The organism is uncultured Friedmanniella sp. (assembly GCF_964244285.1).
Lineage (GTDB): Bacteria > Actinomycetota > Actinomycetes > Propionibacteriales > Propionibacteriaceae > Microlunatus.
In genome coordinates, this window is sequence record NZ_CAXTHT010000002.1 from 720,783 (window position 1) to 747,500 (window position 26,718).

General features: G+C 72.4%; 24 protein-coding genes. 8 read left to right on the plus strand and 16 right to left on the minus strand.

Features of this window, described 5'->3' with window-relative positions; all coding sequences use genetic code 11:
- Positions 1-27: 27 nt before the first annotated feature.
- Both aqpZ (ACFE7W_RS07715) and aqpZ (ACFE7W_RS07720) read right to left on the minus strand, forming a co-directional pair.
- Positions 28-789 carry an aquaporin Z gene (gene aqpZ, locus ACFE7W_RS07715; protein ID WP_375424161.1) on the minus strand — a complete coding sequence of 254 codons (762 nt, stop codon included), beginning with the start codon at positions 787-789 and terminating at the stop codon, positions 28-30.
- A 146-nt stretch (positions 790-935) separates the two neighbouring features.
- Positions 936-1,694 carry an aquaporin Z gene (aqpZ, locus tag ACFE7W_RS07720; RefSeq protein WP_375424162.1) on the minus strand — a complete coding sequence of 253 codons (759 nt, stop codon included), beginning with the start codon at positions 1,692-1,694 and terminating at the stop codon, positions 936-938.
- A 176-nt stretch (positions 1,695-1,870) separates the two neighbouring features.
- Between aqpZ (ACFE7W_RS07720) and ACFE7W_RS07725 the strand changes: the two genes are divergently transcribed.
- Positions 1,871-3,562, plus strand: coding sequence for a purine-cytosine permease family protein (locus ACFE7W_RS07725; protein WP_375424163.1), 1,692 nt, complete (start codon positions 1,871-1,873; stop codon positions 3,560-3,562).
- Between the two features lie 84 nt (positions 3,563-3,646).
- Here ACFE7W_RS07725 and ACFE7W_RS07730 read toward each other — a convergent pair whose 3' ends face one another.
- Positions 3,647-3,901 (minus strand): hypothetical protein, encoded by a 255-nt coding sequence (locus tag ACFE7W_RS07730; protein WP_375424164.1) that lies wholly within the window; start codon positions 3,899-3,901, stop codon positions 3,647-3,649.
- A 1-nt stretch (position 3,902) separates the two neighbouring features.
- On the opposite strand from ACFE7W_RS07730, the gene ACFE7W_RS07735 reads away from it, so the two are divergent.
- Positions 3,903-4,847 carry a PQQ-dependent sugar dehydrogenase gene (locus ACFE7W_RS07735; RefSeq protein WP_375424165.1) on the plus strand — a complete coding sequence of 315 codons (945 nt, stop codon included), beginning with the start codon at positions 3,903-3,905 and terminating at the stop codon, positions 4,845-4,847.
- A gap of 337 nt (positions 4,848-5,184) precedes the next feature.
- Here ACFE7W_RS07735 and ACFE7W_RS07740 read toward each other — a convergent pair whose 3' ends face one another.
- Genes ACFE7W_RS07740 through ACFE7W_RS07750 form a run of 3 tightly spaced genes read right to left on the minus strand, consistent with a single transcriptional unit; the run spans position 5,185 to position 7,736 of the window.
- Complete coding sequence (locus ACFE7W_RS07740; protein WP_375424232.1) at positions 5,185-6,078, minus strand: sucrase ferredoxin; 894 nt, start codon at positions 6,076-6,078, stop codon at positions 5,185-5,187.
- A gap of 7 nt (positions 6,079-6,085) precedes the next feature.
- Positions 6,086-7,351 (minus strand): cupin domain-containing protein, encoded by a 1,266-nt coding sequence (locus tag ACFE7W_RS07745; RefSeq protein ID WP_375424166.1) that lies wholly within the window; start codon positions 7,349-7,351, stop codon positions 6,086-6,088.
- A 7-nt stretch (positions 7,352-7,358) separates the two neighbouring features.
- The gene (locus ACFE7W_RS07750; RefSeq protein ID WP_375424167.1) at positions 7,359-7,736 is read right to left on the minus strand and encodes a hypothetical protein; all 378 of its coding nucleotides are present in this window, start codon (positions 7,734-7,736) and stop codon (positions 7,359-7,361) included.
- Between the two features lie 152 nt (positions 7,737-7,888).
- Between ACFE7W_RS07750 and ACFE7W_RS07755 the strand changes: the two genes are divergently transcribed.
- Together ACFE7W_RS07755 and ACFE7W_RS07760 are read left to right on the plus strand one after the other, a co-directional pair.
- Entirely contained in the window at positions 7,889-11,206 is a 3,318-nt protein-coding gene (locus ACFE7W_RS07755) for an SNF2-related protein (protein WP_375424168.1), read from the plus strand.
- 713 nt (positions 11,207-11,919) lie between these two features.
- Positions 11,920-12,264 (plus strand): hypothetical protein, encoded by a 345-nt coding sequence (locus ACFE7W_RS07760; protein ID WP_375424169.1) that lies wholly within the window; start codon positions 11,920-11,922, stop codon positions 12,262-12,264.
- A 10-nt stretch (positions 12,265-12,274) separates the two neighbouring features.
- On the opposite strand, the gene ACFE7W_RS07765 is transcribed toward ACFE7W_RS07760, so the two are convergent.
- From ACFE7W_RS07765 to ACFE7W_RS07780, 4 genes are all read right to left on the minus strand, one after another.
- Entirely contained in the window at positions 12,275-13,129 is an 855-nt protein-coding gene (locus tag ACFE7W_RS07765; protein WP_375424170.1) for a response regulator transcription factor, read from the minus strand.
- Positions 13,130-13,131: 2 nt separating this feature from the next.
- The gene (locus ACFE7W_RS07770; protein ID WP_375424171.1) at positions 13,132-13,845 is read right to left on the minus strand and encodes a hypothetical protein; all 714 of its coding nucleotides are present in this window, start codon (positions 13,843-13,845) and stop codon (positions 13,132-13,134) included.
- Positions 13,842-14,405: a pyruvoyl-dependent arginine decarboxylase gene (locus ACFE7W_RS07775; RefSeq protein WP_375424172.1), complete on the minus strand. Its 564-nt coding sequence runs from the start codon at positions 14,403-14,405 to the stop codon at positions 13,842-13,844. Before ACFE7W_RS07775 ends, ACFE7W_RS07770 begins: the two co-directional genes overlap by 4 nt.
- Before the next feature lie 100 nt (positions 14,406-14,505).
- Positions 14,506-16,740 (minus strand): sensor histidine kinase, encoded by a 2,235-nt coding sequence (locus tag ACFE7W_RS07780; RefSeq protein ID WP_375424173.1) that lies wholly within the window; start codon positions 16,738-16,740, stop codon positions 14,506-14,508.
- 170 nt (positions 16,741-16,910) lie between these two features.
- Between ACFE7W_RS07780 and ACFE7W_RS07785 the strand changes: the two genes are divergently transcribed.
- Entirely contained in the window at positions 16,911-17,282 is a 372-nt protein-coding gene (locus tag ACFE7W_RS07785; protein WP_375424174.1) for a response regulator, read from the plus strand.
- Positions 17,283-17,296: 14 nt separating this feature from the next.
- Positions 17,297-17,689 carry an Hpt domain-containing protein gene (locus ACFE7W_RS07790; protein WP_375424175.1) on the plus strand — a complete coding sequence of 131 codons (393 nt, stop codon included), beginning with the start codon at positions 17,297-17,299 and terminating at the stop codon, positions 17,687-17,689.
- On the opposite strand, the gene ACFE7W_RS07795 is transcribed toward ACFE7W_RS07790, so the two are convergent.
- From ACFE7W_RS07795 to ACFE7W_RS07805, 3 genes are all read right to left on the minus strand, one after another.
- Positions 17,668-18,231, minus strand: a complete 564-nt coding sequence (locus ACFE7W_RS07795) for a rhomboid family intramembrane serine protease (RefSeq protein WP_375424233.1) — start codon at positions 18,229-18,231, stop codon at positions 17,668-17,670. The two genes, ACFE7W_RS07790 and ACFE7W_RS07795, sit on opposite strands and share 22 nt — an antisense overlap.
- Positions 18,232-18,359: 128 nt before the next feature.
- The gene (locus ACFE7W_RS07800; RefSeq protein WP_375424176.1) at positions 18,360-19,130 is read right to left on the minus strand and encodes a VIT1/CCC1 transporter family protein; all 771 of its coding nucleotides are present in this window, start codon (positions 19,128-19,130) and stop codon (positions 18,360-18,362) included.
- Positions 19,131-19,196: 66 nt separating this feature from the next.
- Positions 19,197-20,189, minus strand: coding sequence for a DUF4432 family protein (locus ACFE7W_RS07805; protein ID WP_375424177.1), 993 nt, complete (start codon positions 20,187-20,189; stop codon positions 19,197-19,199).
- A 160-nt stretch (positions 20,190-20,349) separates the two neighbouring features.
- On the opposite strand from ACFE7W_RS07805, the gene ACFE7W_RS07810 reads away from it, so the two are divergent.
- Entirely contained in the window at positions 20,350-21,360 is a 1,011-nt protein-coding gene (locus tag ACFE7W_RS07810; protein ID WP_375424178.1) for a DUF4192 domain-containing protein, read from the plus strand.
- Between the two features lie 79 nt (positions 21,361-21,439).
- Positions 21,440-22,417, plus strand: coding sequence for a PfkB family carbohydrate kinase (locus tag ACFE7W_RS07815; RefSeq protein WP_375424179.1), 978 nt, complete (start codon positions 21,440-21,442; stop codon positions 22,415-22,417).
- On the opposite strand, the gene ACFE7W_RS07820 is transcribed toward ACFE7W_RS07815, so the two are convergent.
- The 3 genes from ACFE7W_RS07820 to ACFE7W_RS07830 are packed head-to-tail and all read right to left on the minus strand — an operon-like array spanning position 22,404 to position 26,508.
- Positions 22,404-24,863, minus strand: a complete 2,460-nt coding sequence (locus ACFE7W_RS07820; protein ID WP_375424234.1) for a [protein-PII] uridylyltransferase — start codon at positions 24,861-24,863, stop codon at positions 22,404-22,406. The genes ACFE7W_RS07815 and ACFE7W_RS07820 overlap by 14 nt on opposite strands.
- Positions 24,797-25,135: a P-II family nitrogen regulator gene (locus tag ACFE7W_RS07825; protein ID WP_091413825.1), complete on the minus strand. Its 339-nt coding sequence runs from the start codon at positions 25,133-25,135 to the stop codon at positions 24,797-24,799. The genes ACFE7W_RS07820 and ACFE7W_RS07825 overlap by 67 nt, the downstream gene beginning before the upstream one ends.
- Positions 25,132-26,508, minus strand: coding sequence for an ammonium transporter (locus ACFE7W_RS07830; RefSeq protein WP_375424180.1), 1,377 nt, complete (start codon positions 26,506-26,508; stop codon positions 25,132-25,134). The genes ACFE7W_RS07825 and ACFE7W_RS07830 overlap by 4 nt, the downstream gene beginning before the upstream one ends.
- Positions 26,509-26,718 lie beyond the last annotated feature (210 nt).

Consider the following 26,718-nt stretch of genomic DNA (forward strand, 5'->3'; position numbering starts at 1 on the left):
AGCGCCGTCAGGCCTCGCGGAGGACGGTCACGGGTTGTTGGCGATCCCCTCGTCGACCTCGGCGCCGCGAGCACCGGTGATCGCGGCGTACGTCGCCCCGGCGACAGCGGCCCCGATGATGGGAGCCAGGATGAACAGCCACACCTGAGCCAGGGCCGGGCCGCCGGCGAACCAGGCCACGCCGATCGAGCGGGCCGGGTTGACCGAGGTGTTGGTGACCGGGATCGACACCAGGTGGATCAGTGTGAGGCCCAGCCCGATGGCAAGGGGGCCGAAGCCCTTGGGCGCCCGGTCGTCGGTGGCGCCCAGGATGATGTAGAGGAAGACGGCGGTCAGCACGACCTCCACCAGCAGGCAGGCGAGCAGGCTGTAGCCGCCCGGTGAGCGCGAGCCGTAGCCGTTGGACGCGAAGCCGCTCCCGGTCGCGCTGAAGCCGGCCTTGCCCGACGCGATGGCGAACAGCACCGCCCCGGCGAGTGTGGCGGCCACGATCTGGGTGATCACGTAGGGCAGCACGAGCCGCCACTCGAACCGCCGCGCCACGGCAAGCCCGACGGAGACCGCGGGGTTGAAGTGGCCGCCCGAGACGTGCCCGAAGGCGTAGGCGCCGGTGAGCACCGTCAGGCCGAAGGCCAGCGAGACGCCGACGAAGCCGATGCCCAGCTGGATGTTGTCCGGGCTGCTGAGGAACTTGGCGGCCAGCACGGCGCTGCCGCAGCCGCCGAACACGAGCCAGAAGGTACCGAGGGCCTCGGCTCCGAGCTTGGCGCCGAGCGATGGCTCCGACATGACGTCTTCCTTTCGGTGAGCCCGTCGAGCCGACGAGCCGGTGGGGGACGACCAGCCGGTTGTGTCCGTCTGGTCGCGCTCCCACCTTGGACCAAAAGCGCGCTCAGCGCGAGCCGCCGGGCGGGGGGCCGGGCCCGGGGGCCGGCTCACGGGTTGTTGGCGATGGGCTCTTCCGGCACGTCCTGCTCGTGGCCCACGATCGCGTGGTACGACGCCCCGGCGATGGCGGCCCCGGCCAGCGGCGCCACGAGGAACAGCCACACCTGACCCAGCGCCCCGCCCCCGGCGAACCACGCCACCGCCAGCGAGCGGGCCGGGTTGACCGAGGTGTTCGTCACAGGGATGGAGATCAGGTGGATCAGCGTCAGGCCGAGTCCGATGGCCAGCGGGGCGAAACCCTTGGGCGCGCGGTCATCGGTGGCACCCAGGATGATGTAGAGGAAGACGGCGGTGAGCACCACCTCCACCAGCAGGCAGGCCAGCAGGCCGTAGCCGCCGGGGGAACGGTCCCCGTACCCGTTCGAGGCGAAGCCGCCGACCCCGCGCTGGAAGCGCGGCTGGCCGGAGGCGATCACGTAGAGCACGCCGGCGGCGACGGTCCCGGCGACGACCTGGGTCACGACGTAGGGCAGCACGTTTCTCCACGGGAAGCGCTGGGCGACCGCCAGCCCGACGGAGACGGCCGGGTTGAAGTGGCCGCCGGAGACGTGGCCGAAGGCGTAGGCGCCGGTCAGCACCGTGAGCCCGAAGGCCAGCGCGACACCGACGAAGCCGATGCCGAGCTGGATCTTGTCGGCGCTGAGGAAGGTGGCGGCCAGCACGGCGCTACCGCAGCCGCCGAAGACCAGCCAGAAGGTGCCGAGGAACTCCGCGCCGAGCTTGGCGCTGAGAGTGGGGGTCCGCATGGTGGTGTCCTTCGAGTCGGGAAGTGGCAGGTGGAGCGGGAGAGACCGATCGGGAGCAGTCCCGATGCGGCCGTCGCGGACGGGATTGCGTTCTTTACCCCGCGGGAACTCCTGCGTAACGGCGCTTCTCGATGCTGAGGCGTAGCAGCCTCATTTCCTTTCCCCCGGGAGCAGCCATGACCTCAGACACCGCACCTCCGGCCGAACCCGCCCTGCAGGCCGGTCCGGCCAGCGACGCCGGGACGAAGGAGACGCTGGAGGACTTCACGCTGCGGTTCGCCCCGCGGCACTACCGCCGCTGGACCACGGGCGTGGTGGCCATCTCCGCCCTCGGAGGGATCGCCTACCTGGCCGACTTCGCCATCGGGGCCAACATCGGGATCGCCTACGGGACCACCAACGCCCTCTGGGGGATCGCGGTGTTCGCCGTGGTGATCTTCCTGACCGGCTTCCCGCTGGCCTACTACGCCGCGCGCTACAACCTGGACCTCGACCTGATCACCCGCGGCAGCGGCTTCGGCTACTACGGCTCGGTCGTCAGCAACGTGATCTTCGCGACCTTCACCTTCATCTTCTTCGCGCTCGAGGGCTCGATCATGGCCCAGGGCCTCAATCTCGGCCTCGGCGTACCGCTCTGGGCGGGGTACGCCGTCTCGACCTTGATCATCTTCCCGCTCGTGATCTACGGCATGAAGGTGCTCTCGACGCTGCAGCTGTGGACCACCCCGCTGTGGTTGATCTTGATGGTCATCCCCTTCGTCTACCTGCTGGTCAGCCACCCCGAGTCGATCTCCACCTTCTTCGCCTACGGCGGCGAGGACGGGCAGGGCTCGACCAACCTGGGCTCGATCATGCTCGCGGCCGGGGTCTGCCTGTCCCTGATCGCCCAGATCGCCGAGCAGATCGACTACCTCCGCTTCATGCCGCCGCGGACGCCGGAGAACTCCCGTCGCTGGTGGCGGGCGGTGGTCCTGGCGGGACCGGGCTGGGTGATCTTCGGAGCGATCAAGCAGGTGATCGGACTCTTCCTGGCGGTCTACATCATCGCGAACATCGCCGACGGCGCCACCGTGGCCAACCAGCCGGTGCACCAGTTCCTGGAGATCTACCGCGACCTGATGCCGGGCTGGCTGGCCCTGACCCTCGCGGTGGCCCTGGTGGTGATCAGCCAGGTCAAGATCAACGTCACGAACGCTTACTCCGGCTCGCTGGCCTGGACCAACTCGTTCACCCGGATCACCAAGCACTACCCCGGCCGGCTGGTCTTCCTGGCCTTCAACCTGGCGGTGGCGCTGGTGCTGATGGAGGCCGACATGTTCAGCTTCCTCAACACCATCCTCGGCTTCTACGCGAACTGCGGGATGGCCTGGATCGTCACCGTCGCCTCCGACATCACCTTCAACAAGTACCTGCTGAAGCTGTCGCCGGTGGCGCCGGAGTTCCGTCGCGGGATGCTCTACCCGGTCAACCCCGTCGGCTTCGGCTCGATGGTCGTGGCGGCCGGCGTCTCGATCCTGGCGTTCTTCGGCGGGCTCGGCGACGCCGTCCAGCCGTACTCGCCGCTGGTCGCGATCGGGTTGGCGCTGGTGCTGCCGCCGATCCTCGCGCTGGCCACGCGGGGCCGCTACTACCTTCGCCGGGTCGACCCCGCCGACCCGCTGCGCTCCGACGACGGGATCGCCGAGCCGATGACCGACGAGTACGGCAACCCGTCCGCGGTGCTGATGACCTGCCACGTCTGCCGCCAGGACTACGAGCGTCCTGACATGGCCGCCTGCCAGACCCACGACGCCTACGTCTGCTCGTTGTGCCTGAGCACCGACCGGGTCGCCGACCACGTGCTGCCCCCGCAGCCGGCGGTGCGCTGAGGCGAGGACGACGCCGGACAGGGCCGGGCTCGTTCGCGTCCGCCTTGGTCGGGCCGGGGACAATCAGGAGATGGTCAACCGCCGTCAGCTCCTTCTCGGTGCCTCCGGGCTCGCTCTCGGCGGACTGACCGGCTGCACGGACGCGGCATCGACCGGCAGCGACCCGGCGGCGACCGCCACGCAGCCCGGCCCGGCGTCGACCAGCCCTTCGTCCAGCAGCGCCAGCCCGACCGGTCCCGCCTCGCCCACCCCGGCAAGGAGCTCGGCGAGCCCGTCGCCCAGCCCCTCGGCCAGCAGCCCGTCCCCCTCGGGCCCGCCGAAGCCGGAGCTGGCGGACACGGTGGCGGACGACCTGGAGGTCCCGTGGGGGATCGTCTTCCTGCCCTCGGGGGACGCCCTGGTGGGCGAGCGGGGGACCGCCCGGCTGCTGCGGGTGACCCCCAAGGGGCGGACGACCACCCTCGGTACGGTCCGGGGCGTCGTCGCGCCGTCCGGTCTGGGTGAGGGCGGCCTGCTCGGGCTGGCGCTGGCTCCCGGCGACCCGGACACACTGTTCGCGTACGTGACGAGCAGCTCCGACAACCGGGTGGTCCGGCTGAGCGTGGCCGGCGGGCGGGTGGGCAGGCCGCGCGCGGTGCTCACCGGCATCCCGACCAGCACCCACCATCACGGCGGCCGGTTGCTCTTCGCCCCCGACGGGACACTGTTCGTCTCCACCGGCGACGCCGAGCGGTCCGCCCTCGCCCAGGACACGTCCTCCCTGGCGGGCAAGGTGCTGCGCATCCGGACCGACGGACGGGCGGCGCCGAGCAACCCCTTCGGCAACCGGACGTGGTCCTACGGTCACCGCAACATCGAGGGCCTGGCCTTCGACGCCGCCGGCCGGCTCTGGGCCACCGAGTTCGGTGAGAAGAAGTCCGACGAGCTCAACGTGATCCGGCGCGGCGGAAACTACGGATGGCCGGTGGTCGAGGGCCGCTCCGACGACGACCGGTACCGGTCACCGGCCGCCACCTGGTCGCCCACGAGCAGCTGCTCACCGTCCGGTCTGGCGATCACACGGTCGACGGCCTTCGTGGGTGCGCTGCAGGGGCAGTGCCTGTTCGCGGTCGCGCTGGACGGCACTTCGGCGGGCAAGCCGAAGGCCTACTTCGCCCGTGACCACGGCCGGATCCGCAACGTGGTGCACGCTCCTGACGGGTCGCTCTGGGTGACCACGAGCAACACCGACGGACGCACCAGCCCCGGCCCGCACGACGACAAGATCCTCCGGGTCCGGCTCTGAGGTCGGGTCCAAAGTCCCTGGTGCGGCGCAGGCAGCGCGTGGGAGTGTCGAGAGGACGCTCGGGGGACCATCTCCTCGACACTCCTGCCGAAAGTACCGAGCCGCGGCCTGCGGTCGCCATCGGTCAATCATGTCCTCATGAGGACATGTCCTAATGAGGACACTTGCGCTGTTTCCTCTGTGCACGAGGCCTACGGTCCCGTAGCCTTTCGCCTGTTGACGACTGGTGACGAGGGGACAATCGGGGGATCGAACAGCGTTTCCAGTGGTAGGTGGGTCGGACGGCGGAGACGCTGACCGGCCCATTCTGCTGTTCTGGCCCGCCAGGTCTCGGGCCTCAGCCGAGGCGTTCGACGCGGTACTCGGTGGCGACGGTCTCATACGCCGCCCGGCAGGTCAGCTGCGCCGGCGGCCGGCGACGGGCGACCACCTCGGCCCGGACCGGGCCGGCCACCCCACGGACCGCCAGCTCGACGAACGTCCGCGAGTCGGTGGTGCCGTACCCGCCCTCGTGCCGGGCCCCCGTGACGGCCACCCCTGCGGCGGGCAGGGGGCCGTACCGCGCGAAGGCCGCGACCACCGCCGCCTGCTGGGCGGGCGGGTAGCGGGCGGCGCCCCGGAGCGCCTTGGCACTCACCCGGCCCCCGAGGTGCGCGGCCACCACCTCGACCGCGTCGGCCGGGTCCAGGCCGCCGTAGTAGAAGCCGTCCGGTAGCACCACCACGTTCGGCGCGAAGCGGTCACCGCCGACGTGGCTGCACTCCCAGACCAGCTCCGGCCACCGTAGGGCCAGCGCTGCCGCCACCGGTCGGCCGCGGACCGCGCAGCAGGTGTCGTGCAGGCCGTGGGCGCACACCAGCAGCACGGGCTCGGCGGTCCCCGAGGAGGTCGCCGGAACCGGCGGCACCCTCAGTGCGGCCAGCGCACCACGGAGGTCCGCACCCGTGGTCCAGTGACCGGCGACGGTCGCGGCACCGGTGCTGACCAGCAGCCAGCGGCGCGAGTCGGGTCGAGCGGTCCGCCCGGGCCGTCGGACCAGCAGGATCCGCGCCCGGCCACGCGCGGCGGTCCCGGTCAGGTCGGCGAGCAGCTCCGCGTCGATACCCGCGCCGGCGAGGGCGTCCACCGGCCATGGCCCCGGGTGCTCCAGCAGCAGCCAGCGGTCCGCCGGGGGAGCGGTGCCGGCGAGCGGGTCGGCCCGGCGGCCTGCGGCGTCCGCGCAGCGGATCACCAACGAGTCACTCCGTCGCAGTCGGCGGCCCGGTCAGCACCCCGGCGAAGATCAGCCGCCGGGCGAGATCGGCCCCGAGGTCGGCCACGACGGCCCGGCCCGAGTCCAGCAGCGCCTTCACCGCCGGCAGGTCCTCCTCGGCGACGGGCAGGTCACCGGCCCGGCTGCGCAGCACCGTGCGGGTGCCCGTCTGGTCGAGAGTGGCGGCGAGGTGTTCCCGGAGCACCAGCACCGTGCCGTCGTCGAGGCTCTCGGCGGTCCGCAGCTGGGCGAGCGGACCGACGGGCGCGGCACGCTGACTGCCACGGCTGCCGGCCCGCAGCACCGACGTGGCCTGCTCGAGGTCGGTCCGCTCGAGCGCGGCCACCAGGGCGGCTCGGACGGCGCCGGTCTCGGCGCGCAGTTCCGTCGGTTCGTCCAGGTCGATCGCAAGGGCCAGTGACTGCCGGATGGTCGGGTCCCCGGCTACCGTCCGCAGCGCCTGGGCCACCAGCTGCTCGGCCAGGGCGTAGCGGGTCCAGGTGTGGACGCCGATCGTCAGGTGCGTGCTGACGCCGCCGAGGGCCGTGGCGGCGTGCAGGTAGCCACGGGGCAGGTAGAGACAGTCACCCGGCCGCAGCACCGCCTCGAGCAGCGGCTCCTCGGCGGCCCGGGCGGTCACGGCCGACCGTCGGTCGGTCCAGGGCTGGTCGCGCAGCGGCGACTCGTGCACCGGGGCGTGGATGCGCCAGCGCTTCTCGCCCTCGATCTGCAGCACGAAGACGTCGTGCACGTCGTAGTGGTTGCTGAAACCCTGGTTCTGGGGCGGTGTCACGTAGGCGTTGGCCTGGACCGGGTGCCCCAGCTCGCCGGCCAGCTGCTGGCAGAGCTGCAGGATCGGGGGCCAGACCCGGTGCAGCGCCTGCAGCACCATCGTGGCGCCGTCGGCGAAGAGGCCGACGAGCTTGTCGTCGCTGACCTGGTCGGTGATGCCGGCCCCGACGCCACCCGGGGCGGTGAAGCTGCGCTCGGCCAGCGTGGTGCCGCTCTTGGCGACCCGCAGGAACGGGGTCCGCAGTCCGCGTTCGGACACCAGCTCGTCGATGGTGTCGGCGCTGAGCAGGTCGTCGAAGGCCAGAGGTAGCTGAGCCGCGGTGGAGAGCAACGGCTGCCGGCCCCAGTAGGCGGTCGCGAAGCTCGCGGCATCGACCGAGATCAGTCGGGGGAGAACGGGAGACGGCACGGTGTGCCCAGCCCGGGGGCTGGGCACACCGTCGTGGTGCGGGGTGGTCAAGGTCTGACTAGCCCGCCCCGCCGTCGGCTCCGCCGTCCTGGACGCCGGGTGTGCCGTCGGCTCCGCCGTCGGCAGGACCCTCGGCCCCACCGTCCGCACCGCCGTCGGCGCCACCATCGGCACCGCCGTCCTGGACGCCGGGTGTGCCGTCGGCTCCGCCGTCAGCAGGGCCTTCGGCTCCACCGTCGGCGCCGCCATCCGCGCCTCCGTCGGCTCCGCCGTCCTGAACGCCCGGGGTGCCATCGGCTCCGCCGTCAGCGGGGCCCTCGGCTGCGCCGTCGGCGCCTCCGTCGGCTCCGCCGTCCTGGATGCCGGTGATGCCGTCGGCGCCGCCGTCGGCCGGGCCCTCGAGGTCTGCTGCGCCTTCGCTGGGTGCTTCGCTCATCGGTCCTCCGTCTCGATTCTCCCGCCCGTGGCGGGTGCTGAGATGCGGCGAGGTACGCCGTCCGTCTCACTCTCGCACCCGGCCCGGACGCGGTCGCCGCGGGGTCGCCCGCGCTCGGCGGAACCGTCGGTGGCCGCGGTTAGCATCGTCGCGTGTCGTCCTCCGAAGTCCCGGCTGCCGCGGGTTCCCCGTCCTGGGACGACCTGCTGGGCAACGACGAGATCCGGGCCATGGTCGGCAGCGGGGCCTTTGCCCGGGGGATGGTGTACGCCCGCTCCGGCCACGTCGGCGAGGTCGCGCTGGACGAGGAGTCCCTCACCGTGACCGGCCAGGTGCGGGGCACCTACCGGGACGCGTACGAGGTGACGGTCCAGCTGGCCCCCTCCCGGTCCGGTGCCACCACCGTGTACCGCAGCCAGTGCACCTGCCCGGTCGCGCTGGACTGCAAGCACGCCGCGGCGGTGCTGATCGTGGCCCGGCACACCGCGTCGGTCCGGCAGCGGATCGAGCGGCCGGAGTGGGAGAAGGCGCTGACCCGGCTGCTCGCGGCCCCCCGGGTCGAGCCCGCCACCGCCGCCCTGCCGCTCGCGCTCGAGTTCGAGGTCGAGCGGATCCCCGCGTTCCGTGGCTACGCCGGCCGTCAGGACCTGCGGGTCCGCCCGACCCGGCCCGGCCGCGGCGGCGGCTGGGTCCGCAGCGGCATCTCCTGGGAAGACCTCGACCACGTCACCTCGACCTACCTGCCCGAGCACCGCGAGCTGCTGCTGCAGTTCCGGGCCGCCGCCGGGGCCGGCGCCCGCTACGCGCTGCCTCGCACCCCCTGGCTCTCGCTCGGCACCGTCACGAGCGCCTTCTGGTCCCTGCTCGAGCAGGCCGGAGGCGTCGGTGTCGACCTGCTGGCCGCCAAGCCGCTACGTGGCCCGCTCCGGGCGGCGCACCCCGCGTCCGTGAGCCTCGACGTCCGTCGCTCCGGTGCGGCCGGGCTGCTCGTCGGCCCCCGGGTCGTCGTCGGTGAGCATCGTCTCGAGCTGCCCGCGGTCGGGGTGCTGGGCGAGCCGGCGCACGGGGTCTTCACGGTGTCCCCGGCCGCGGACGGGGTCGAGGAGCTGGTGGTGGCGCGGCTGGGGTCGATGCTGAGCCGTGAGCTCCGCCAGCTCGTCGTCGAGGCGCGTCCGTTGGTGGTGCCGGCCGGTGACGAGAGCCGCTTCCTCGCCGAGTTCGTCCCCGAGCTGCGGCACGCGGTGTCGGTCACCTCCGTCGACGGGTCCGTGGACCTGCCCCGCTACGTCGCGCCGACGCTGGAGCTCACCGTCGCCTTTGCGCCCGGACCGCGGGTCGAGCTGACCTGGTCGGCGCGCTACGACCGGGACGACGGCGTCCAGAGCTTCCCTCTGGACGGTCCCCGCCGGCCGAGCCCTGGTCGCGACCTCAGCGCGGAGGCCGAGCTGGTCGCTGCCGCGTCCGGGACGGGCTGGCCGGCCAGAGCCCCGAAGCCGGTCGTCAGGGCGGTGTTCGCCGGGTCCGCGGCCCTCACCTTCCTCGACGAGGCGCTGCCGGCGCTGGAGCTGGCCGGGGTGGCGGTCGTGCTGGCCGGTCAGGTCGTGGACTACCGCCGCAGCGAGGCCGAGCCCGCGGTCGCGGTCGCCGCGGTCGAGCGGGACGGGTCCGCCGACTGGTTCGACCTGCACATCGAGGTGTCGCTCGAGGGCGAGGCGGTGCCGTTCGACCAGCTCTTCGTCGCCCTGATCCGCGACGAGGAGTACCTCGTGCTGGAGACCGGCGTCTACTTCAGCCTCGACCGACCCGAGCTGCGCCGGCTGCGCGAGCTGATCAAGGAGTCCCAGGCCCTGACCGACGCGACGGTGGCCGATGCGGGGGCGGGTGAGCTGCGGATCAGCCGCTCCTCGGTCAGCCTCTGGGAGGACCTGGTCGAGCTGGGCTCGGTGCTCGAGTCCTCCGCCCGATGGACGAGCGCGGTCCGGGGTCTGGGCGCGGCAACGCCGGTCGAACCGGTTCCGGTGCCGGACACGCTCCGGGCAGAGCTGCGGCCCTACCAGGTCGAGGGGTACCGCTGGCTGCACCACCTGTGGTCGCACGGGCTGGGCGGCGTCCTGGCCGATGACATGGGGCTGGGCAAGACGCTGCAGGCGCTCGCGCTGGTCTGCCACGCCCGGGCCAGGGACGCGGCTCACCCCGGACCGGCGGACCCCGGGTCAACCGGACCGTTCCTCGTCGTCGCGCCGACCAGCGTCGTGTCCAACTGGAAGCGCGAGGCTGCGACCTTCGCGCCCTCGCTCCGCGTGGCGGTGGTGAGCGAGTCGGAGGTGAAGCGCAGCCGCGCCGGGGGGCCGTCGGTGGCCGAGCTGGCGGCCGGGGCCGACCTCGTGGTCACCTCCTACGCCCTGCTGCGGATCGACGTCGAGGTCTGGGCCGGCCAGACCTGGGGCGGCCTCGTCCTCGACGAGGCCCAGTTCGTCAAGAACCACCGGGCCAAGACCTACGCCAGCGCGCGCCGGGTGGCGGCCCCGTTCACCCTGGCCGTCACCGGGACGCCGCTGGAGAACAACCTGATGGACCTGTGGGCGCTGCTCTCGCTGACCGCGCCCGGCCTCTTTCCCGACCCGGACCGCTTCAGCGAGTTCTACCGTCGGCCCATCGAGCGTGGCGGCGACCGCGCGAAGCTCGACCAGCTGCGCCGCCGGATCCGGCCGCTCGTGCTCCGGCGGACCAAGGAGAGCGTGGCCCCGGAGCTGCCGGCGAAGTCCGAGCAGGTCGTCGACGTCGTGCTGGCGCCGCGACACCTGCGGCTGTACCAGACCCACCTGCAGCGGGAGCGGCAGAAGGTGCTCGGGCTGATCGAGGACGTCGACGCCAACCGCTTCACGATCCTGGCCTCGTTGACGCTGCTCCGCCAGCTCAGCCTGGACGCCTCCCTGGTCGACCCGGCGCACGCGGGCGTGCCGTCGGCGAAGATCGAGCTGCTGGTGGACCAACTCACCGAGCTGGTGGCCGAGGGGCACCAGGCGCTGGTCTTCAGCCAGTTCACCGGTCTACTCGGCCGGGTGCGGCAGCGGCTGGAGACGGCGGGGATCGACTACGCCTACCTCGACGGCCGGACCCGGAACCGGGACCGCGTGGTGCAGCGGTTCCGTGACGGTGCGGCGCCGGTCTTCCTGATCAGCCTCAAGGCGGGCGGGTTCGGGCTCAACCTGACCGAGGCCGACTACTGCTTCCTGCTCGATCCCTGGTGGAACCCGGCGGCGGAGGCCCAGGCGGTCGACCGCGCACACCGGATCGGGCAGACCAAGACGGTGCTGGTCTACCGGATGGTGTCCACCGACACCATCGAGGAGAAGGTGATGGAGCTCAAGGCCCGTAAGAGCGAGCTGTTCGACTCGGTCCTCGGCGAGGACGGCATGGCCGGCACGGCGCTGACCGCGGAGGACATCCGTACGTTGCTCGTCGGGTGATCGGATGGGTCGATGTCCTGTATTGGACATGGCCAGAAGTGGACAAGTTGTCGACAGAGGTCCCGTGAAAGGGCAAATGTGTCAGTAGACGTTCGGGGATCCGGAGCCGAAAGACGTTCTCCTCTTGGGGGAGAGAGCGTACCGCGCCGGCGTACGTCGCACTCGGGAAAGCACGTGCCTCCTACCCACGGGTGGGAGGCACGAGTGCTTCCGAGCCCGTGCTTTCGTCTCCGGGCCCGTTCGCGGATGGGGTTCCTCAGGTGATCCTGAGCAGATCCTGAGGTTGGCTTTGTCCAATCCTGTCGACGCCCAGAGACCGGCGGAGCAGGATCATCGCTGTCGGGATCGGGGGGTCCTGGCGTCGGGGCCTCACGATGGCCCTGACCTTGCGCGAGGAGGACTGCAGATGACTACCACGGCAGACCGTCAGGTCGGTGGCCGCCGTAGCGCGTCGCAGCCCGGCTCGGTCCCGGGATCGGGCACATGACGTGGCGGGGATCCGAGGCCGCGTCCTCCCAGAGGTGGTCGTCGCCGGGGCAGGTTTCGGGGGGAACTCTGTCTCGCGTCCGGCGGCCGTCCGGAAGGAGCCCGGTCCAGCTCCTGGGCTCCTTCTCGACTCCCAGTGCGTCCCGGGGGACGCCAGGCGTTCCGGGGCGCGTCCGCCTCAGCAGTGGCCGCGCCCCGGTCTGCGGGTCCGGCCCGGGAGCGACCTGATGACGCAGGAGCCGAAAGCTCCCCCCTCCCGCCGCTGGGACATGACCAGCCAGGAGCAGGACATGATGGACCGCTTCCGGCGGGACTTCCTGGACCTGTTGGACGGACGGCTGGCCAAGATCGAGAAGCTGGTCCTCACCGCTCAGCTCGAGCCCGCGCACGTGGCCCTGCTCAGCCTCGAGTCGAGCAGCACGATGGTGGGACGGGCCGAACTGTCGGCCGCGGTCCGGCGACTGCGTTCGGTCCTGACCTCAGCCGGCCCCGCCGAGATCGACGGGCTGCTGGCTCAGCTGCTCGAGCAGGCCGAGACGGCCCGTCGGGAGCTGGGGACCGTCGGCTCCTGACCCGGGTGGGTCAGCGACGCGCAGCGCGCCTGGCGTCGGCCAGCCGGTAGCCGACACCGCGGACGGTCTCGATGAAGCGAGGGGAGCCGACGGGGTCGTTCAGCTTGCGGCGCAGGTTGGCCATGTGTACCTCGACGGCCCGCTTGTCGGAGTCGGAGACGTAGCCGGTCGTGGCGTAGTCGCCGCGGAGCTCCAGCGCGAGGCTCTCCTTCGAGATGACCCGACGGGCGCCCTGCATGATGGCGAGCAGCAGGTCGAACTCGCTGCGGGTGAGCTCCACCGGCGAGCCGTCCACGTCGCAGAGCCACATCTCCTCGTTGATCCGCAGGCCGTTGTGGCTGAGCCAACCCGGTTCCTCGGGTTCGACGGCGGCGGTGTCCGCGGTCTCCGCGGTCCCAGCTGGCGCCGGTACCACCGTGCCGACCGGTGTGGGCGGCGGTGCCTCCTGCTCGGCGGTGGAGGCGTGGTAGCGCCGCAGCATCGCCTCGATCCGGGCCCGGAGCTCCCGGGGCCGGAAGGGCTTGGTGAGGTAGTCGTCAGCCCCGGCGTCGAGGCCCATCAGGGTGTCGATCTCCTCGTCGCGGGCTGACAGCATGATGATGTAGGTGGTGCTGAAGCTCCGGATCTGACGCGCGACCTCGAAGCCGTCGATGCCCGGCAGGCTGATGTCCAGGGTGGTCAGGATGGGCTGGTACGTGCGGATGGCCTCGATGCCGACGGCGCCGTCCTCGCAGGCGTGGGTGCTGAAGCCCGCCTGCTCCAGGATGGCCTGCAACAGGTTGCGGATGTCGGCGTCGTCCTCGATCACGACCGCGACCCGACCCGGCTCGGGCGGCGACTCCGCAGCTGGGGACCCGTTCGGCATGCTCATACGGTACCCATCGTTCTCTGTGCGGCGGCGTCGGCAGGGCCGATCTGGACCACCTCGTTGCCCAGCCGGGCCGCGGCGGGCGACGCCGGGGTGGGGTCTGCTGCTTCCGGGGCCGCCGGAGAGGAGAAGTCCACGGTGTAGTAGCTCTGCACGTCGGAGGGCACCGAGACCGCGCCGGTGGTCCGCCGGAAGCTTTCGGCGACGCGTCGGCTCAGTCCCAGCTCGGCGTCGTTGTAGGCGCACATGTCGTACGCGCAGATCGCTCCCTCCTCCACGAGCTCGCCGACCCCGACATCGACGATGTGGTCGAGGAAGCGGCTGTGGCGCTGGGTCGGGTGGGCGAGCAGGAAGGTGATGTACCAGATCGCACGTCTCTCCCAGTGCTCCGGATAGCGGGCCGCGAAGTACTCGGCACTGATCCACGGCACCGTGGTGAGGTCCGTGGTCACCACGCACATGCCCACCGGATCGCCGTCGGCCGTCCAGGCCACGTACTTGCGGACGTCCGGGTTGACCATCTGGGCACCGAACTCCTCCTCGGTCAGCACCTGCCGAGCCATCGAGCGGGTGCGCAGCCCGCCGAAGGCCGCCTCGTACAGCTCCCAGAACACCAGCACCAGCTCGGGTTCGACGACGAGCTCGAGGGTGAAGCACCAGGCCCCCCGCTCGCCGAGCTCGGTGGACTGCGCGACCTGCTGGCGACGCTTCACCGGGCACCGCCCGTCGTCGCCGCGAGAGGATTCGACCGCGCGGGGGGCGGCGGGTCGCCCCAGCCGACGGTCCGGTAGCTCGCGACCACGACGGCCGCCGCGGGCAGGTCGGTACATCGCACGTCGGCGAGCACCCGGCCCGACTCCTGGTAGGCCTCCGGCCGCGACGTCACCATCGCGCCGAGGGTGGCGCTGAGGGCAGCCTCGAGGCCGGTCCGGCTGTCGGCCTGGTGCTCCACGAACAGCCCGGCGCCCGACCCGTCCGGCCGGAGCGCCCAGGCGATGCCGGCCCACGCGTGGGTGCCCGGTCGGTCGGCGGTGGCGCAGGCGTAGACGCAGTAGAGCAGGTCGCCGTGCTCACCCCGGATCTGGCCGTCCGGGGTCACCACCTCGACGCGGGCGCCGGGCGGGATGACCGAGCTGAGCCGCAGCAGGTTGAAGTCCGCCACGCCGGCCGACAGCAGGGCGGCGTCGAAGGCGGCGAGCGTCGTCGGGCCGTGTCCGTGGCCGTGGCTGAGCCGGATCACGGGGCCGCTCGTCGGGGCGTGCGGGGTCGACACGGGTGAGGTTCCTCCGGAGGCGTTGGGGGGTGTCCGAGCGGCTGCTCGACATCGATGGTGGCTCGCGGGTGGGGACGGAGGGTCAGCCTCGACCGGGCCGTCAGTGGGCGGACTCGGCGGGTTGGGCCTCGAGGGCGCGGTCGTCGAACGGGTCGTCGTCTCCGTCGTCGTCGTCGAGGTCGCCATCGACGGCGACGGCGTTCCCGGCCGGCGTGCTCGGCGCGGCAGGGGCCGGACCGGGCTCGGTGCGCACCGGGACGGGCAGGGTGAAGCGGAAGACCGCCCCGCCTGCGCTGTTGTTCTCGGCCCAGATCCGCCCGCCCAGGCGCTCGACCAGGCTGCGGCTGATGGCCAGTCCCAGACCGGAGCCGCCCTTCTCGCGGGCGTCGGAGGAGTCGACCTGCTGGAAACGGGCGAAGACGGTCTCCAGCTTGTCCTCGGGGATGCCGCGCCCGGTGTCGGACACCTCGAACTCGACGAACCGGCCGCGGACCGCCGACTGGACGGTGACCTCCTGGCCCGGCTCGGAGAACTTGATGGCGTTGCCCAGCAGGTTCAGCAGTGTCTGCACCACCCGGTCGGCATCGGCAACCACCTCGCCGTCGGTCCGGACGACGCGGACGTTCACCCCGGCCTCGTGGGCCAGCACGGAGGCCTGGCCCATCGCGGTGTCGATCAGCGCGAGCGCGGGGTAGGTGCCCAGCTCCAGCGGCAGCCCGCCCGCCTCCATCCGCTCGAGGTCGAGGATCTCGTTGATCAGCCTGGTCAGGCGGTCGCTGCTGACCAGGGCGATGTCCACCATCCGCGTGGCCGTCGGGGTCAGCGGGCCGAGCGCGCCGCCGGCCAGCAGACCCAGCGAGCCGCGGATCGCGGTCAGCGGGGTCCGCAGCTCGTGGCTCACCATCGACACGAACTCGTTCTTCAGCCGGTCCACCTCGCGGCGCTGGGTGACGTCGCGGAAGACCACCACGGCCCCCAGCGTGGTGCCGTCGTCGCTCAGCGGGGTGGCGGTCACCTCGACCGGGATCTCACGGCCGTCGGCGCGGAGGTAGGTGTCCTCCTGGCCGCTGGTCATCACGCCGTCGCGGATCGCCTGGGCGAGGTAGGAGTCCTCGCCCAGGTAGGCGACGTCGACGGCGGCCGGGGAGTGGAAGGTCCGGTACGCGTCGTGCCCGATCAGCTCGACGGACTCATAGCCCAGTGCCGTCGCCGCAGCGGGGTTGACGAAGGTGATCAGCCCGAAGCGGTCCACGCCGTAGATGCCGTCACCCACGGAGGAGACCACGAGGTCGCTGCGTCGGGTGACCTGGCGCAGCGAGCGGGTCCGCTCGACCACCCGCTGCTCGAGCGTGCGCCGGAGCTGCTCGTTGTCGACCACCAGGAAGAACTGACGGCCCAGCAGGGCCAGCAGCACCACGACCCACAACGCGGCGGTGGCCACGCTGATCTCGGAGCCGCGGAGCACGACCAGACCGATCAGCGCCCCGCCGAGAAAGATCGACATCACGGTGGCGGTGCCGCTCACCGGCGAGGTCTCGGTGGTGCTGGCGTGGCGCGAAGCCGTCAGGGCTCGTGGGTGCCGGACGCCCCAGGCCATCAGCAAGTAGCCCGCCAGCCAACCGAGGTCGGTCGGCGTCCCCAGCGAGAAGTGCCCGGCGGTGAGCAGGGTCGTTGCGTAGAGGAGGTCGGAGACGGCGAAGAGGATGAACCCCAGGGCGCCTGCACCGAGGGTGAAGCGGTCGGCGGGAGCGCTGCGGGTGAACAGCAGGATGGCCAGGGTGGCCACCACCACGTCGAGGATCGGGGTGGCGAGGTTGACGGCGTAGTTCGCCGCGTTCACCCCCGACAGTGCGGTGCCGATCTGCATGATGACCACTGCGAGGATCGACCCGCCGATCACGACCCCGTCGAGCAGCATCCGGGCGAGGTCGGCGCCGCGGCGACGGATCCGCGGGAAGCTCACCATTCCGGCCGTGGCGAGGACGAAGGTCAGCAGCAGGGCGATGTCGCTCGGGGCGACGGTCCGCCGCACCGCCTCGGCGCCGGTGAGCATCAGGCCGAGGTTGCTCACGGCACCCGAGACGCAGGCCAAGGACCACAGCGTCCAGGCGCGGCGCCGGCGGCGGTTCGGGTTGTTCCGCGTCCGGTCCGTCGGCTCCAGGCCGGCGCTGGGGGAGGGAGCCTGAACGGGGATCAGCGCGCGACGCCGGCAGGCCAGAGCAGCGTTCAGCCCCACCGCGATCAGTCCGACACCGCTACCGATCCGTCGGATGTCGGCCGGGAGGCTACTGAACAACAGCAGCGCGAGGAGGAGCACCGCCAGCACCGTGGCCACGCTCTGAGTTCGGTATCGCCAAGCCCCCGGATCTTGGAGGTGCACTTGGCTCCCCATGCCCGTGACGCTACCATCCGGGGCCCGCTAGCATGACTGACGTCGCCCAGGTGCGCACAGCCCCGGCCACCCGCCCGACAACGCCGCTGCGTGCGGGGAAGGGGGGTCGGTCGATGGTCCGACGGGTTCTGGTCGTCGACGACGACCCGTTGCTGCGGGAGGTGGCCAAGGCGGCACTGGAGATGGTGGGCGGCTGGGAGGTGCTGACGGCCGCCTCCGGAGCCGAGGCGCTCGAGGTGGCCGCCCGCGAGCTGCCCGACGCTCTGCTCCTGGACGTGATGATGCCGGGTCAGGACGGGCCCAGCACGCTGGTCGAGCTCCGGGCGCAGGCGAGGACGCAGGACATCCCCGTCATCTTCCTGACCGCCAAGGTCGGTGGTGACAGCCGCGAGGAGTGGAAAGATCTGCCTGCTTCGGGTGTAATAGGCAAGCCCTTCGATCCGATGACCCTGTCGGCGGAGGTGGCCCAACTGCTCGGGTGGTAGCGGAAGGAGCGTGCTTGTCCGTCCCCTCACCCGAGGAGCGCGTCGACGCGGTCGCCGCGGTGCTCCGTGGTCTCGCGAAGTCTGCTGCACAGGCCAACCTCGCCCGATCCTCGGTGATCGACGAAGCCGTGCGGGCGGCTGAAGGTGGCGAGCTGCTCGAGCCGCAACGCGTGGCCGCCCTCGCCGCCGCGCACCAGGTGGTCGGTTCCGCCGGCACCTTCGGGTGGCCGCGGGCGTCCCGGACAGCTGCCGATCTCGAGCACTTCTTCGCCGAGGTCACGCCCACTCGGCCCGGGCTGGACCCCGACGACGTGCGGCGCGCCCGACAGGCGTTGGAGGAGCTGACCGCCCTGCTCAGCGAAGGGGCCGACGAGCAGGACGGTTCCTACGAGGACGCCGACGAGTAACGCCGCCGAACGGTCGGGCCCAGGTCCGCACGCCGGTGCAGCCGCCAGGCCGCGAGCACCCCGCCGGCCGCGCCGCCGAGGTGGGCCTGCCAGCTGATCCCGGCCGCTCCGGGCAGCACGCCCCAGATCAGGCTGCCGTAGACCAGCAGCACCAGGACCGCCAGCACCACCTGCCCCGGCCGCCTCGACCACAGCCCTCGGGCGAGCAGGTAGGTCAGCCAGCCGAAGATCAGCCCGCTGGCCCCCAGCACGATCGTGTTGGCCGGAGTCAGCAGCCAGGCGACGAGCCCGGAGCTCACGATCGAGACCAGGGACGACACCAGCCAGCGGACGGCTCCGCCCAACAGCACCAGGAAGCCCAGCACCAGGAACGGCACGGAGTTGCTCACCAGGTGCGCGTAGCCGGCGTGCAGGAAGGGCGCGGTGAAGATCTCGGGCAGCCCGTCCAGCTCGCGGGCGTGGATCCCGTACTGGTCGAGCGCGTTGCCGCTGGCCTGGTCCACCAGCTCGAGCACCCAGAGGATGCCGAGCAGGACCAGCATGACCACGGCGGCTCTGAGGGGGCGGGCGAACGCACTCGGCATGGGACCAGGGTGCCCGGTCCGGGCAAGCGTCCCCGCGGCCACCGCCCCCGCGGCCGATCCCGCGGCCGATCCCCAGGCCAGGCCCGTCAGCCCAGCACGGTGGTGCCGAGGAGCCGGCCGAGGGCGTAGGTGGCGGCGAGGGCGAGCGCGCCGCCCAGCACCACCCGAAGCGTGGGCCGGAGCGCGGTGCTGCCGCCCAGCCGGGCTCCGGCCGCGCCGGTCCCGGCGAGCGCGAGCAACACGACCGCGGCCGTGCCCGCGACCCTGGCCTCCAGCGGCAGCAGCAGTACCGCCAGCAGGGGCAGCAGCCCGCCCAGGACGAAGGCCGCGGCCGAGGCCCGGGCCGCGCGCCACGGGTCGACGAGGTGGTCGGGGTCGATGCCCAGCTCGGCGTCCAGGTGGGCGGCGAGCGCGTCGCGCGCCGTCAGCTCCTCAGCCACCAGCCTGGCGGTGGCCGGGCTCAGCCCGCGGGCGGCGTAGAGCTCGGTCAGCTCGTCCAGCTCGGCCTCCGGCGTCGCCGCCAGCTCGGCCGCCTCAAGGACGATGAGCGCCCGCTCGCTGTCGCGCTGGCTGCTCACCGACACGTACTCGCCCAGAGCCATCGACACGGCCCCGCCGACCAGCCCGGCGAGACCGGCGGTGAGCACCGGCGCGAGCTGTGGGGTGGCGCCGGCGACCCCGACGGCCAGCGCCGCCACCGACACGATGCCGTCGTTGGCTCCCAGCACGCCGGCGCGGAGCCCGTTCAGCCGGTCGGCCAGTCCGCGGGCGTGCGGCTCGAGGTCGCCGTGGGTCTCCCGCCCGGCCGCGGCGGTCGGCTGGACGGGGGTGCCCGACAGCACCGGTGTCTCGTTCACCCTGGCAGTGAACCAGGTGACCGGCGCGGCCGCCACGTAGGCGTGTCTAGCCTCACGCGTCCAGCCTTACCCGTCAGCCGGCCGGGTGCTCCGGTCCGGGTGGACGCGGACGCTCACCCGGCTGCTGAGCTGTTCCCCCGGCTGGGCCCAGCGTGCCGTCGCGGACGTCCGACGCACCTCGTGCAGGCCGTGGGCCGGCCAGCTGCTCGACGGGGTGAGGGCGAGGAAGTAGCCGTTGCCGAACCACGGGAAGCCGTCCCGCCCGCCCGCTTCGAGGGAGTACCAGAGGTAGGGCCGGCTCTCGTCCCACGTGAGGTCGACGCCCAGCGTGCCCGCCGCGTTCAGCACGGTGAGGGTCGGCGTTCCGAAGTCGCTGAGGTAGGCCAGCCGGGACTCCCCGGCGTCAGGGCCGGGCAGCCGGGAGAGGTTGACCACCGAGTGCGGGCCGTGCGAGCGCGGCCACGGCATCAGGTCCTCATAGCTCGCGCCGCTGCTGGTGCGCGGGTCCGGTCGGACGACGCTGGCGGACGTGCTGAGGCTGGTGCCCGGCCCGATCAGGTCGCCGCCGAACGCGAGCTGGGAGCCCCACATCACCTCGACCTGCTCGCCGCCCTGGTTGGTGACGTGCTCGGTCACCGTGACCGTGTCGTCCTCGACCCGGACCGTCTTGGTCAGCGCGAAGGGCGAGCGGACCAGCCGGCCGGTCAGCTCCAGCGCACCGTCGCGCAGCTCCCACTCCAGCCAGGTGACCCGCGCCTCGCCGTCGTGGCCCCACTCCACGCCGTGCACCACGGCGGTGTCACCGCCGTTGGGGAACAGGGTCTGCCAGCCGCCCGGGTAGCTGTCGAGCATCACCGCCTCCGAGCTGCCGGGTACCGGGAGCGAGCCCCGGTGCCGCAGCCCCCAGGGGGTGGACCACAGCAGCGACGCGCCGTCCGCGCGCCGCGTCAGGTCGGTCACCGTGCCGCCCAGAGCCGGCACCACGTCGACGCTCACCTGGTCACTGGTCAGCCGGAGGACCTCCCAGCCCCGGACGTCGCGAGCGGTGAGTTCAGCCATGGCCAGAGGATAGGCCGCCGGGGACGGGCCTGCCCCGGCCGACCCACCCGTCCGTGGCCCTTGACCTGTCCACTTGTCCACAGCCTGCGGCTGTCTTCTGGTCGTCCACAGATCACGGACCGACGCGCACACCGGCACCTTGCGTCCTGATCCTCTCGACATGAGACGACCAGACCCTCGCCCGGCCGCACCGACCCGGCTGCGGGTACGACGCCCCGCCGACTTCCTCGCCCTGATCCCCTATCTGCTGGGCTTCCACCCGGAGGAGTCGGTGGTGGTGATCTTCTCCGCGCGCGGACGGGTACTGCTGACGGCGCGGATGGACCTGCCGCCGCCGTGCCTGGCGGACAGCCTCGCGGAACAGCTCGTCGGTCTGGGCGCGCAGCACGATGCCGACGAGCTGGTGCTCGCGGGCTACGGGAAGGAGGACGCCGACGCGCGGCTCGTGCTGGAACGGCTCGCCCGGCAGGTGACGGTGCCGGTGCGCGAGAGCCTGCTGGTCTCCGGCGGCCGTTGGTGGTCGCTCACCTGCTCGAGCGGCTGCTGTCCGGCGGAGGGGACCCCGTACGACCCTGGCTCGCACCCGCTGGCCGCCGAGGCGGTCTACGCCGGGATGAGCGTGCAGCCCGGACGGGGTCAGCTGCAACGGCAGGTGGGCGGTCCCGGACAGGCCGAGGAGGCCCGGTTGGCCGACCGCGCGGTCGTGGTGGCGACGCAGGTCGAGGCGTTGGGCCGGGAGGAACGGGCGGCGCTGATGGCGGAGACGGTCCAGCACTGCTGCGCGGACGCGCAGGGTCCGGACGAGGACGAGGGTCTACTGCTGGCCGTGCTGGCCGCGGACCTGGTCGTGCGGGACGTGGCCTGGTCCATGGTGACCCGGGACGAGGTGGAGGACCACCTGCGCGTCTGGGCCCGGACGGTGGCCACTGCACCCGCCTCGCTGGCGCTGGGACCGCTGGGGCTGCTCGGAGTGACCGCGTGGATCGCCGGCCAGGGTGCGCTGCAGAACTGCTGCGCCGAACGGATGCAGCAGCTCGATCCGCAGTACACCCTGGCCGCCGTGCTGGACGACATCAGCGACCGTGCCCTGCCGCCGCGCTACTGGGACGAGCTGGCCGAGAGCTTGAGGCAGGAGGTGGGCGCAGTCGCGGGGCTGCCGGGGGTGCAGTAGCGGCGCACCCCCGGGCCGCCGTCACTGGACCTGGACGTCGGGGCGCTGGACTTCCGTGGTGACCACTAGGTTTCTCCCCATGACGCGCTTCGTGGTGTGCGGGGAGACCCTGATCGACCTGGTCCAGGACCGGTCCGACACCGACGACAGTTTCCGCTCCAGCTGGCTCGCCCTGTCCGCCGGCGGTCCCATGAACTCCGCCGTCGCCCTCGGCCGGCTCGGCAACGACACCCAGTTCCTGGGCCGGCTGTCCACCGACTCCTTCGGGGTGCAGCTCCGGCACCACATCACGCGCGCCGGCGTGGGCCTGGACCTCGCCACCGAGTCCTCGCAGGCGACCTCGATCGCGGTGGTCAGCCTGGACGCCGAGGGGGTGGCCAGCTACACCTTCCACTTCAACGGCACCGCCAACTTCGGCTGGCAGTCCGACGACCTGCCGGCTCTGGGCGCCGACGACTGGCTGCACATCGCCTCGCTGTCCTGCGTGGTCAGCCCCGGGGCGGAGGTGCTCCTGGACTGGATGAGCACTGTCCGGTCCGGTGTCTCCTACGACGTCAACGTGCGGCCGACGGTCATCTCCGACCCGGAGGTCTACTGGAGCAAGGTCCAGCCCTGGCTGGTCGCGGTCGGTCGGCGGGCCGGCATCGTGAAGGCCAGCGACGAGGACATCCGCTTCCTCGCCCGGGCCGGGCTGAGTGGCGACCCGGTCGAGGTCGCCGCCGGCTGGGTGGAGCAGTACGGCCTGGGACTGGCGGTGGTGACGCTCGGGGCCGGTGGGGGGGCGGCCGTGGCGCCCGGGGGTGGCGTGACCCGGGTGGCGGGTTTCCCCACCACCGTCGTCGACACCGTCGGTGCCGGTGACACGTTCATGGCCGGCTTCCTGGACGGTCACGTCGGCCGCGGGCTCGACCTGGAGCAGTCGTTACGCCGGGGTGCGGCGGCCGCGTCGATCGTCTGCTCCCGTCAAGGAGCGCAGCCGCCGACCGCGGCCGAGGTCGACGACCTGCTCGCTCGGGACCAGGGTCCGGCGGCCGCGGGTGCCACTAGCTCGCGGTGACATGGGCCGCTGCGGCGTCCCGCCCGGCGGCCCGGGCCAGCGACTGGACCGCCGCGGCGCCGCGGGCGGCGTCCGGACGGGTGCCGTCGGCCTCGGTCAGGTAGAACGTGTCGATGGCCAGCCCGGCCAGCGTGCTCGCGTGGGCGGAGCGGATCGAGAGCTCCAGCGCGGCCACCGCGTGCCCGAGGGCGTAGAGCAGGCCGGGCCGGTCGGTGGTCCGGACCTCCACCACGGTGGCCGACTCGCTCGCGCCCCGGACCAGCTCGATCCAGGGCTCCGACAGGGAGCCGGAGCCGTGGGCGCGGGCCTCGCGGCGCCGTACCGTCTCCAGCACCGCACGGTCGCCCTGTTCGAGCCGCTCCAGCTGTTGGACGAGGAAGGCGGGGTCCGGCAGGTCGGCGGGGGCCTGCTTGTCCACCCGCCAGGTGTTGACCGCGACGCCGTCGAGGGTGTGCAGCACGGCCGACCGCACCTGCACCGCGTTGGCGGCGAGCAGTCCCGCGGTCTCGCTGAACAGCCCCAGCCGGTCCCGCGCGGCGACCAGCAGCTCCACCCCGCCCGGTCGGCTCTGGACCCGGACGCGGGGGCGGCCGTCGAGGGCGACCGAGCGGGCGAGCCCGACGTCGACCAGCCGGGCGACGTCGGCCTGGCGGCGCGCCTCGGCCCGGGCACCGTCGGTCCGGGGGTCGTCGGCCTCCAGCAGGGTCCGGACCTGCTCGGCCAGGCTGTCGATCAGCGACGCGCGCCAGGGTGACCAGGCCGCCGGGCCGGCGGCGCGGGCGTCGGACTCGGTGAGGTAGCGCAGCAGGTCCAACACCTCGGTCCGACCCTGCACCGCGTCGACGAGCGCCTGCTGGGTGACGGGGTCGGCGTGGTCGCGCTTGGTGGCCAGCGAGGCCAGGGTGAGGTGGTGGCGGACGAGCAGCTCGACCACGTCGGCGTCCTCGTCGTCGAGACCGATGGCGAGCACGCATCGCCGGGCGATGGGCGCCCCGACGGCGGCGTGGTCGGTGCCGGCGCCCGGCAGCTTGCCGATGTCGTGGAACAGGCAGGCCAGCAGCAGCAGGTCCGGACGCTCCACCTGGGTCAGGTGGCGCTGGGCCTCGGCCGCCGTCTGGACCGAGTGTCGGTCGACGGTGTGCCGGTGGATCGGGTTGTGCTGGGGTTGGGCCCGGATCGGCTCCCAGTCCGGGATCCAGCGGGCGATACAGCCGGCGAGGTCGAGCGCCTCCCAGACCGGCACCAGCTGGGCGCCCGTCGACAGCATCTCCAGGAAGGCCTCGCGGGCGTCGCCGGGCCATGGCGTCGGTAGGGGCGGCGCATGTAGGCCCAGGTTCTCCGCGGTCACGGGGGAGAGGACCAGCCCGCGCGAGGCGGCGAGCGCTCCGGCGTGCAGGCCGGTGGTCGGCGACGACGCGCTGGCCAGGCTGGCCAGCCCGACCTCGCCCGAGTGGATGATCAGTCCGTGCTCGGCCTCGGCGTAGACCGGCCGGCGCTCCCGCCGGGCGAAGCTCAGTACCCGGCGCTGCGGTACGGCCTGCCGGGCCGAGCGCACCGTCAGGTCCACCGCGTGACCGATCCGCCGGGCCGCCAGGCTGACCGCCCGGTGCAGGGCGTCGCGCTCGGGGTAGCCGAGCTGCGTGGCCACGGCGTCCACCTCGCTGGCCAGCAGCCGGTCCAGCGCCCGGCCCGAGCTCACGTGCAGCGCGTCGCGGACGTCGAGCAGCTGGTCGTAGGGGTCCCGCACCCCCGAGTGGGGCCGGTCGGTCAGCCAGGTCGCTGCGAGCGCCCGCAGCATGGCCAGGTCGCGGAACCCGCCGCGGGCCTCCTTGAGGTCCGGCTCGAGCAGGTAGGCCGCGTCCCCGAAGCGGGCCAGCCGCTCGTCGACGGAGGACAGCAGCTCCGGTAGCCGACGCCTCGCGTTGCTGCGCCAGGCACTCAGCAGGGCGGTCCGGGCCCCACTGACCAGGGCGGCGTCGCCGGCGACCAGTCGCAGGTCCAGCAGGCCGACCCCCGCGCTCAGCTCCTGACCTGCGACATCGGCGCACTCGGCGGGGGTACGGACGGAGTGGTCCAGCCGGACCCCGGAGTCCCAGAGCGGGTACCAGAGCTCACCGGCCAGCCGGTCGGTGGCGGCCGGGTCCCGGCCGTCGTGCAGCAGGACCAGGTCGACGTCGGACCTGGGACCCAGCTCACGGCGGGCCAGGCTGCCGACGCAGGCCAGCGCAGTGCCCGAAGCCGGTCCGGCGACCTCGGCGTAGAGCCCGACGAGGGCGTCCTCGACGCACGAGGTGACCGAACGCCGACGATCCGGCCCTGCCGTGGAGAACCACGGGGACCGGATCGCGACGTTGAGACGCTCGTTGGTCAGGTCACGCCTCAGAGCGCGTCCAGCCCGCGCTCTCCGGTTCGCACGCGGACGATGTCGTCCACGGGAACCGACCAGACCTTGCCGTCACCGATTCGGCCGGTCCGGGCGCTCTTGACCAGGACGTCGATGATGTCTTTCGCATCCTCGTCGTCCACGAGCACCTCAAGTCTCACCTTGGGCACCAGGTCGACGGTGTACTCCGCCCCCCGGTAGACCTCCGTGTGCCCCCGCTGGCGGCCGAAGCCGCTGGCCTCGCTCACCGTCATGCCCTCGATACCGAAGGACTCGAGCGCGGTCTTCACTTCGTCCAGCATGTGCGGCTTGATGATCGCGGTCACGAGCTTCATGCCGTCACCTCCTCGTCATGGTTGTGGCCCTCTTCTGCACGGCGCGGGCTGCTGCCCGCGAGCGCTCCCCGCAGGCTGGAGGTGAGGTTGCCCAGATCGTAACCAGTCTCCGCGTGCTCGGTGCTGTCGATCCCCTCCATCTCGTCCTCCTCCGCGACGCGGAAGCCGAGGGTCTTGTGCAGCGCGAACCCGATGACCAGGGTCAGGATGAAGCTGTAGAGCAGGACGGCCAGGGCGCCGACGGCCTGGCGCCAGAGCTGGTCGAGCCCACCGCCGTAGAAGAGCCCGTCCACGCCGGCCGGGGCGTCGGCGTTGGCCAGGAAGCCGACCGACAGGGTGCCCCAGAGGCCGCCGACCAGGTGAACGCCGACCACGTCGAGCGAGTCGTCGTAGCCCAGCTTGTACTTCAGGCCGATGGCCACGGCGCACAGCGCGCCCGCCACCAGCCCGACGATGATCGCCCCGATGGGGGAGACCGAGGAGCAGGACGGGGTGATGGCGACGAGGCCGGCCACCACTCCGGACGCCGCGCCCAGCGAGGTCGGGTGGCCGTCGCGGATCTTCTCCGTGACCAGCCAGGACAGCGCGGCCGCCCCGGTGGCGACCATGGTGTTCACCCAGACGGTCGAGGCGGCGCCGTTGGCGGCCACGGCCGAGCCGGCGTTGAAGCCGAACCACCCGAACCAGAGCAGCCCGGCACCGATCATCACCAGGGTCAGGTTGTGCGGCCGCATCGGGTCGCGCCGCCAACCCACCCGCTTGCCGAGCACGATCGCGAGGGCCAGGCCGGCCACACCGGCGTTGATGTGCACCGCCGTGCCGCCGGCGAAGTCGATCGCCTTCAGGTTGTTGGCGATCCAGCCGCCGACGTGCTCGCCGGCGGAGAAGTCGAAGACCCAGTGGGCAACGGGGAAGTAGACCACCGAGGCCCAGATGCCCGAGAAGACCATCCAGGTGGAGAACTTGGCCCGGTCGGCGATGGCGCCGGAGATGAGGGCGACCGTGATGATCGCGAACACCGCCTGGAAGGCCACGAAGGCCATGGCCGGGTAGGTGCCGATCTGCTCCGGGTCCGCCACCACCGTGACGGTGTTGTCGGTGCTCATCAGGCCCTTGAGCCCGAGGTACTGCAGCGGGTCGCCGACCAGGCCGCCGCCCTTGTCGTCGCCGAAGGCCATCGAGTAGCCGTAGAGCACCCAGAGCACGGAGATGAGGGCCAGCGCCCCGAAGCTCATCATCATCATGTTCAGGACGCTCTTGGCGCGCACCATGCCGCCGTAGAACAGAGCCAGGCCTGGCGTCATCAGGAGCACCAGGGCGGATGAGGTCAGGATCCACGCGGTGGTACCGGTGTCGATCTCGAGTGGTGTCATGTTGCTTCTTTCGGTGAACGGATGAGGAGTGACAACCGCGCGGCGGGGCTGGATCCGCCGGGCGGGATGAGTCAGAAGAACTCTGGCGGTCGCGTGTTGCGGCCAGACAGCCGCTGGTTACGTCCGTGTGACAGTTGGCGCGGCCCGGTGTCGCCGGTGTTTCACCGTCGCGGTCGCCGCTGACTTCCCGCCCGGTACGCTGAGCGCTCG

Coding starts and splice junctions, on each gene's coding strand:
- aqpZ (WP_375424161.1), bottom strand. CDS start 789: ATGTCGGAGCCATCGCTCGGCGCCAAGCTCGGAGCCGAGGCCCTCGGT.
- aqpZ (WP_375424162.1), bottom strand. CDS start 1,694: ATGCGGACCCCCACTCTCAGCGCCAAGCTCGGCGCGGAGTTCCTCGGC.
- ACFE7W_RS07725 (WP_375424163.1), top strand. CDS start 1,871: ATGACCTCAGACACCGCACCTCCGGCCGAACCCGCCCTGCAGGCCGGT.
- ACFE7W_RS07750 (WP_375424167.1), bottom strand. CDS start 7,736: ATGAGCGAAGCACCCAGCGAAGGCGCAGCAGACCTCGAGGGCCCGGCC.
- ACFE7W_RS07760 (WP_375424169.1), top strand. CDS start 11,920: ATGACGCAGGAGCCGAAAGCTCCCCCCTCCCGCCGCTGGGACATGACC.
- ACFE7W_RS07765 (WP_375424170.1), bottom strand. CDS start 13,129: ATGCCGAACGGGTCCCCAGCTGCGGAGTCGCCGCCCGAGCCGGGTCGG.
- ACFE7W_RS07785 (WP_375424174.1), top strand. CDS start 16,911: ATGGTCCGACGGGTTCTGGTCGTCGACGACGACCCGTTGCTGCGGGAG.
- ACFE7W_RS07795 (WP_375424233.1), bottom strand. CDS start 18,231: ATGCTGGTCCTGCTCGGCATCCTCTGGGTGCTCGAGCTGGTGGACCAG.
- ACFE7W_RS07805 (WP_375424177.1), bottom strand. CDS start 20,189: ATGGCTGAACTCACCGCTCGCGACGTCCGGGGCTGGGAGGTCCTCCGG.
- ACFE7W_RS07810 (WP_375424178.1), top strand. CDS start 20,350: ATGAGACGACCAGACCCTCGCCCGGCCGCACCGACCCGGCTGCGGGTA.
- ACFE7W_RS07815 (WP_375424179.1), top strand. CDS start 21,440: ATGACGCGCTTCGTGGTGTGCGGGGAGACCCTGATCGACCTGGTCCAG.
- ACFE7W_RS07825 (WP_091413825.1), bottom strand. CDS start 25,135: ATGAAGCTCGTGACCGCGATCATCAAGCCGCACATGCTGGACGAAGTG.
- ACFE7W_RS07830 (WP_375424180.1), bottom strand. CDS start 26,508: ATGACACCACTCGAGATCGACACCGGTACCACCGCGTGGATCCTGACC.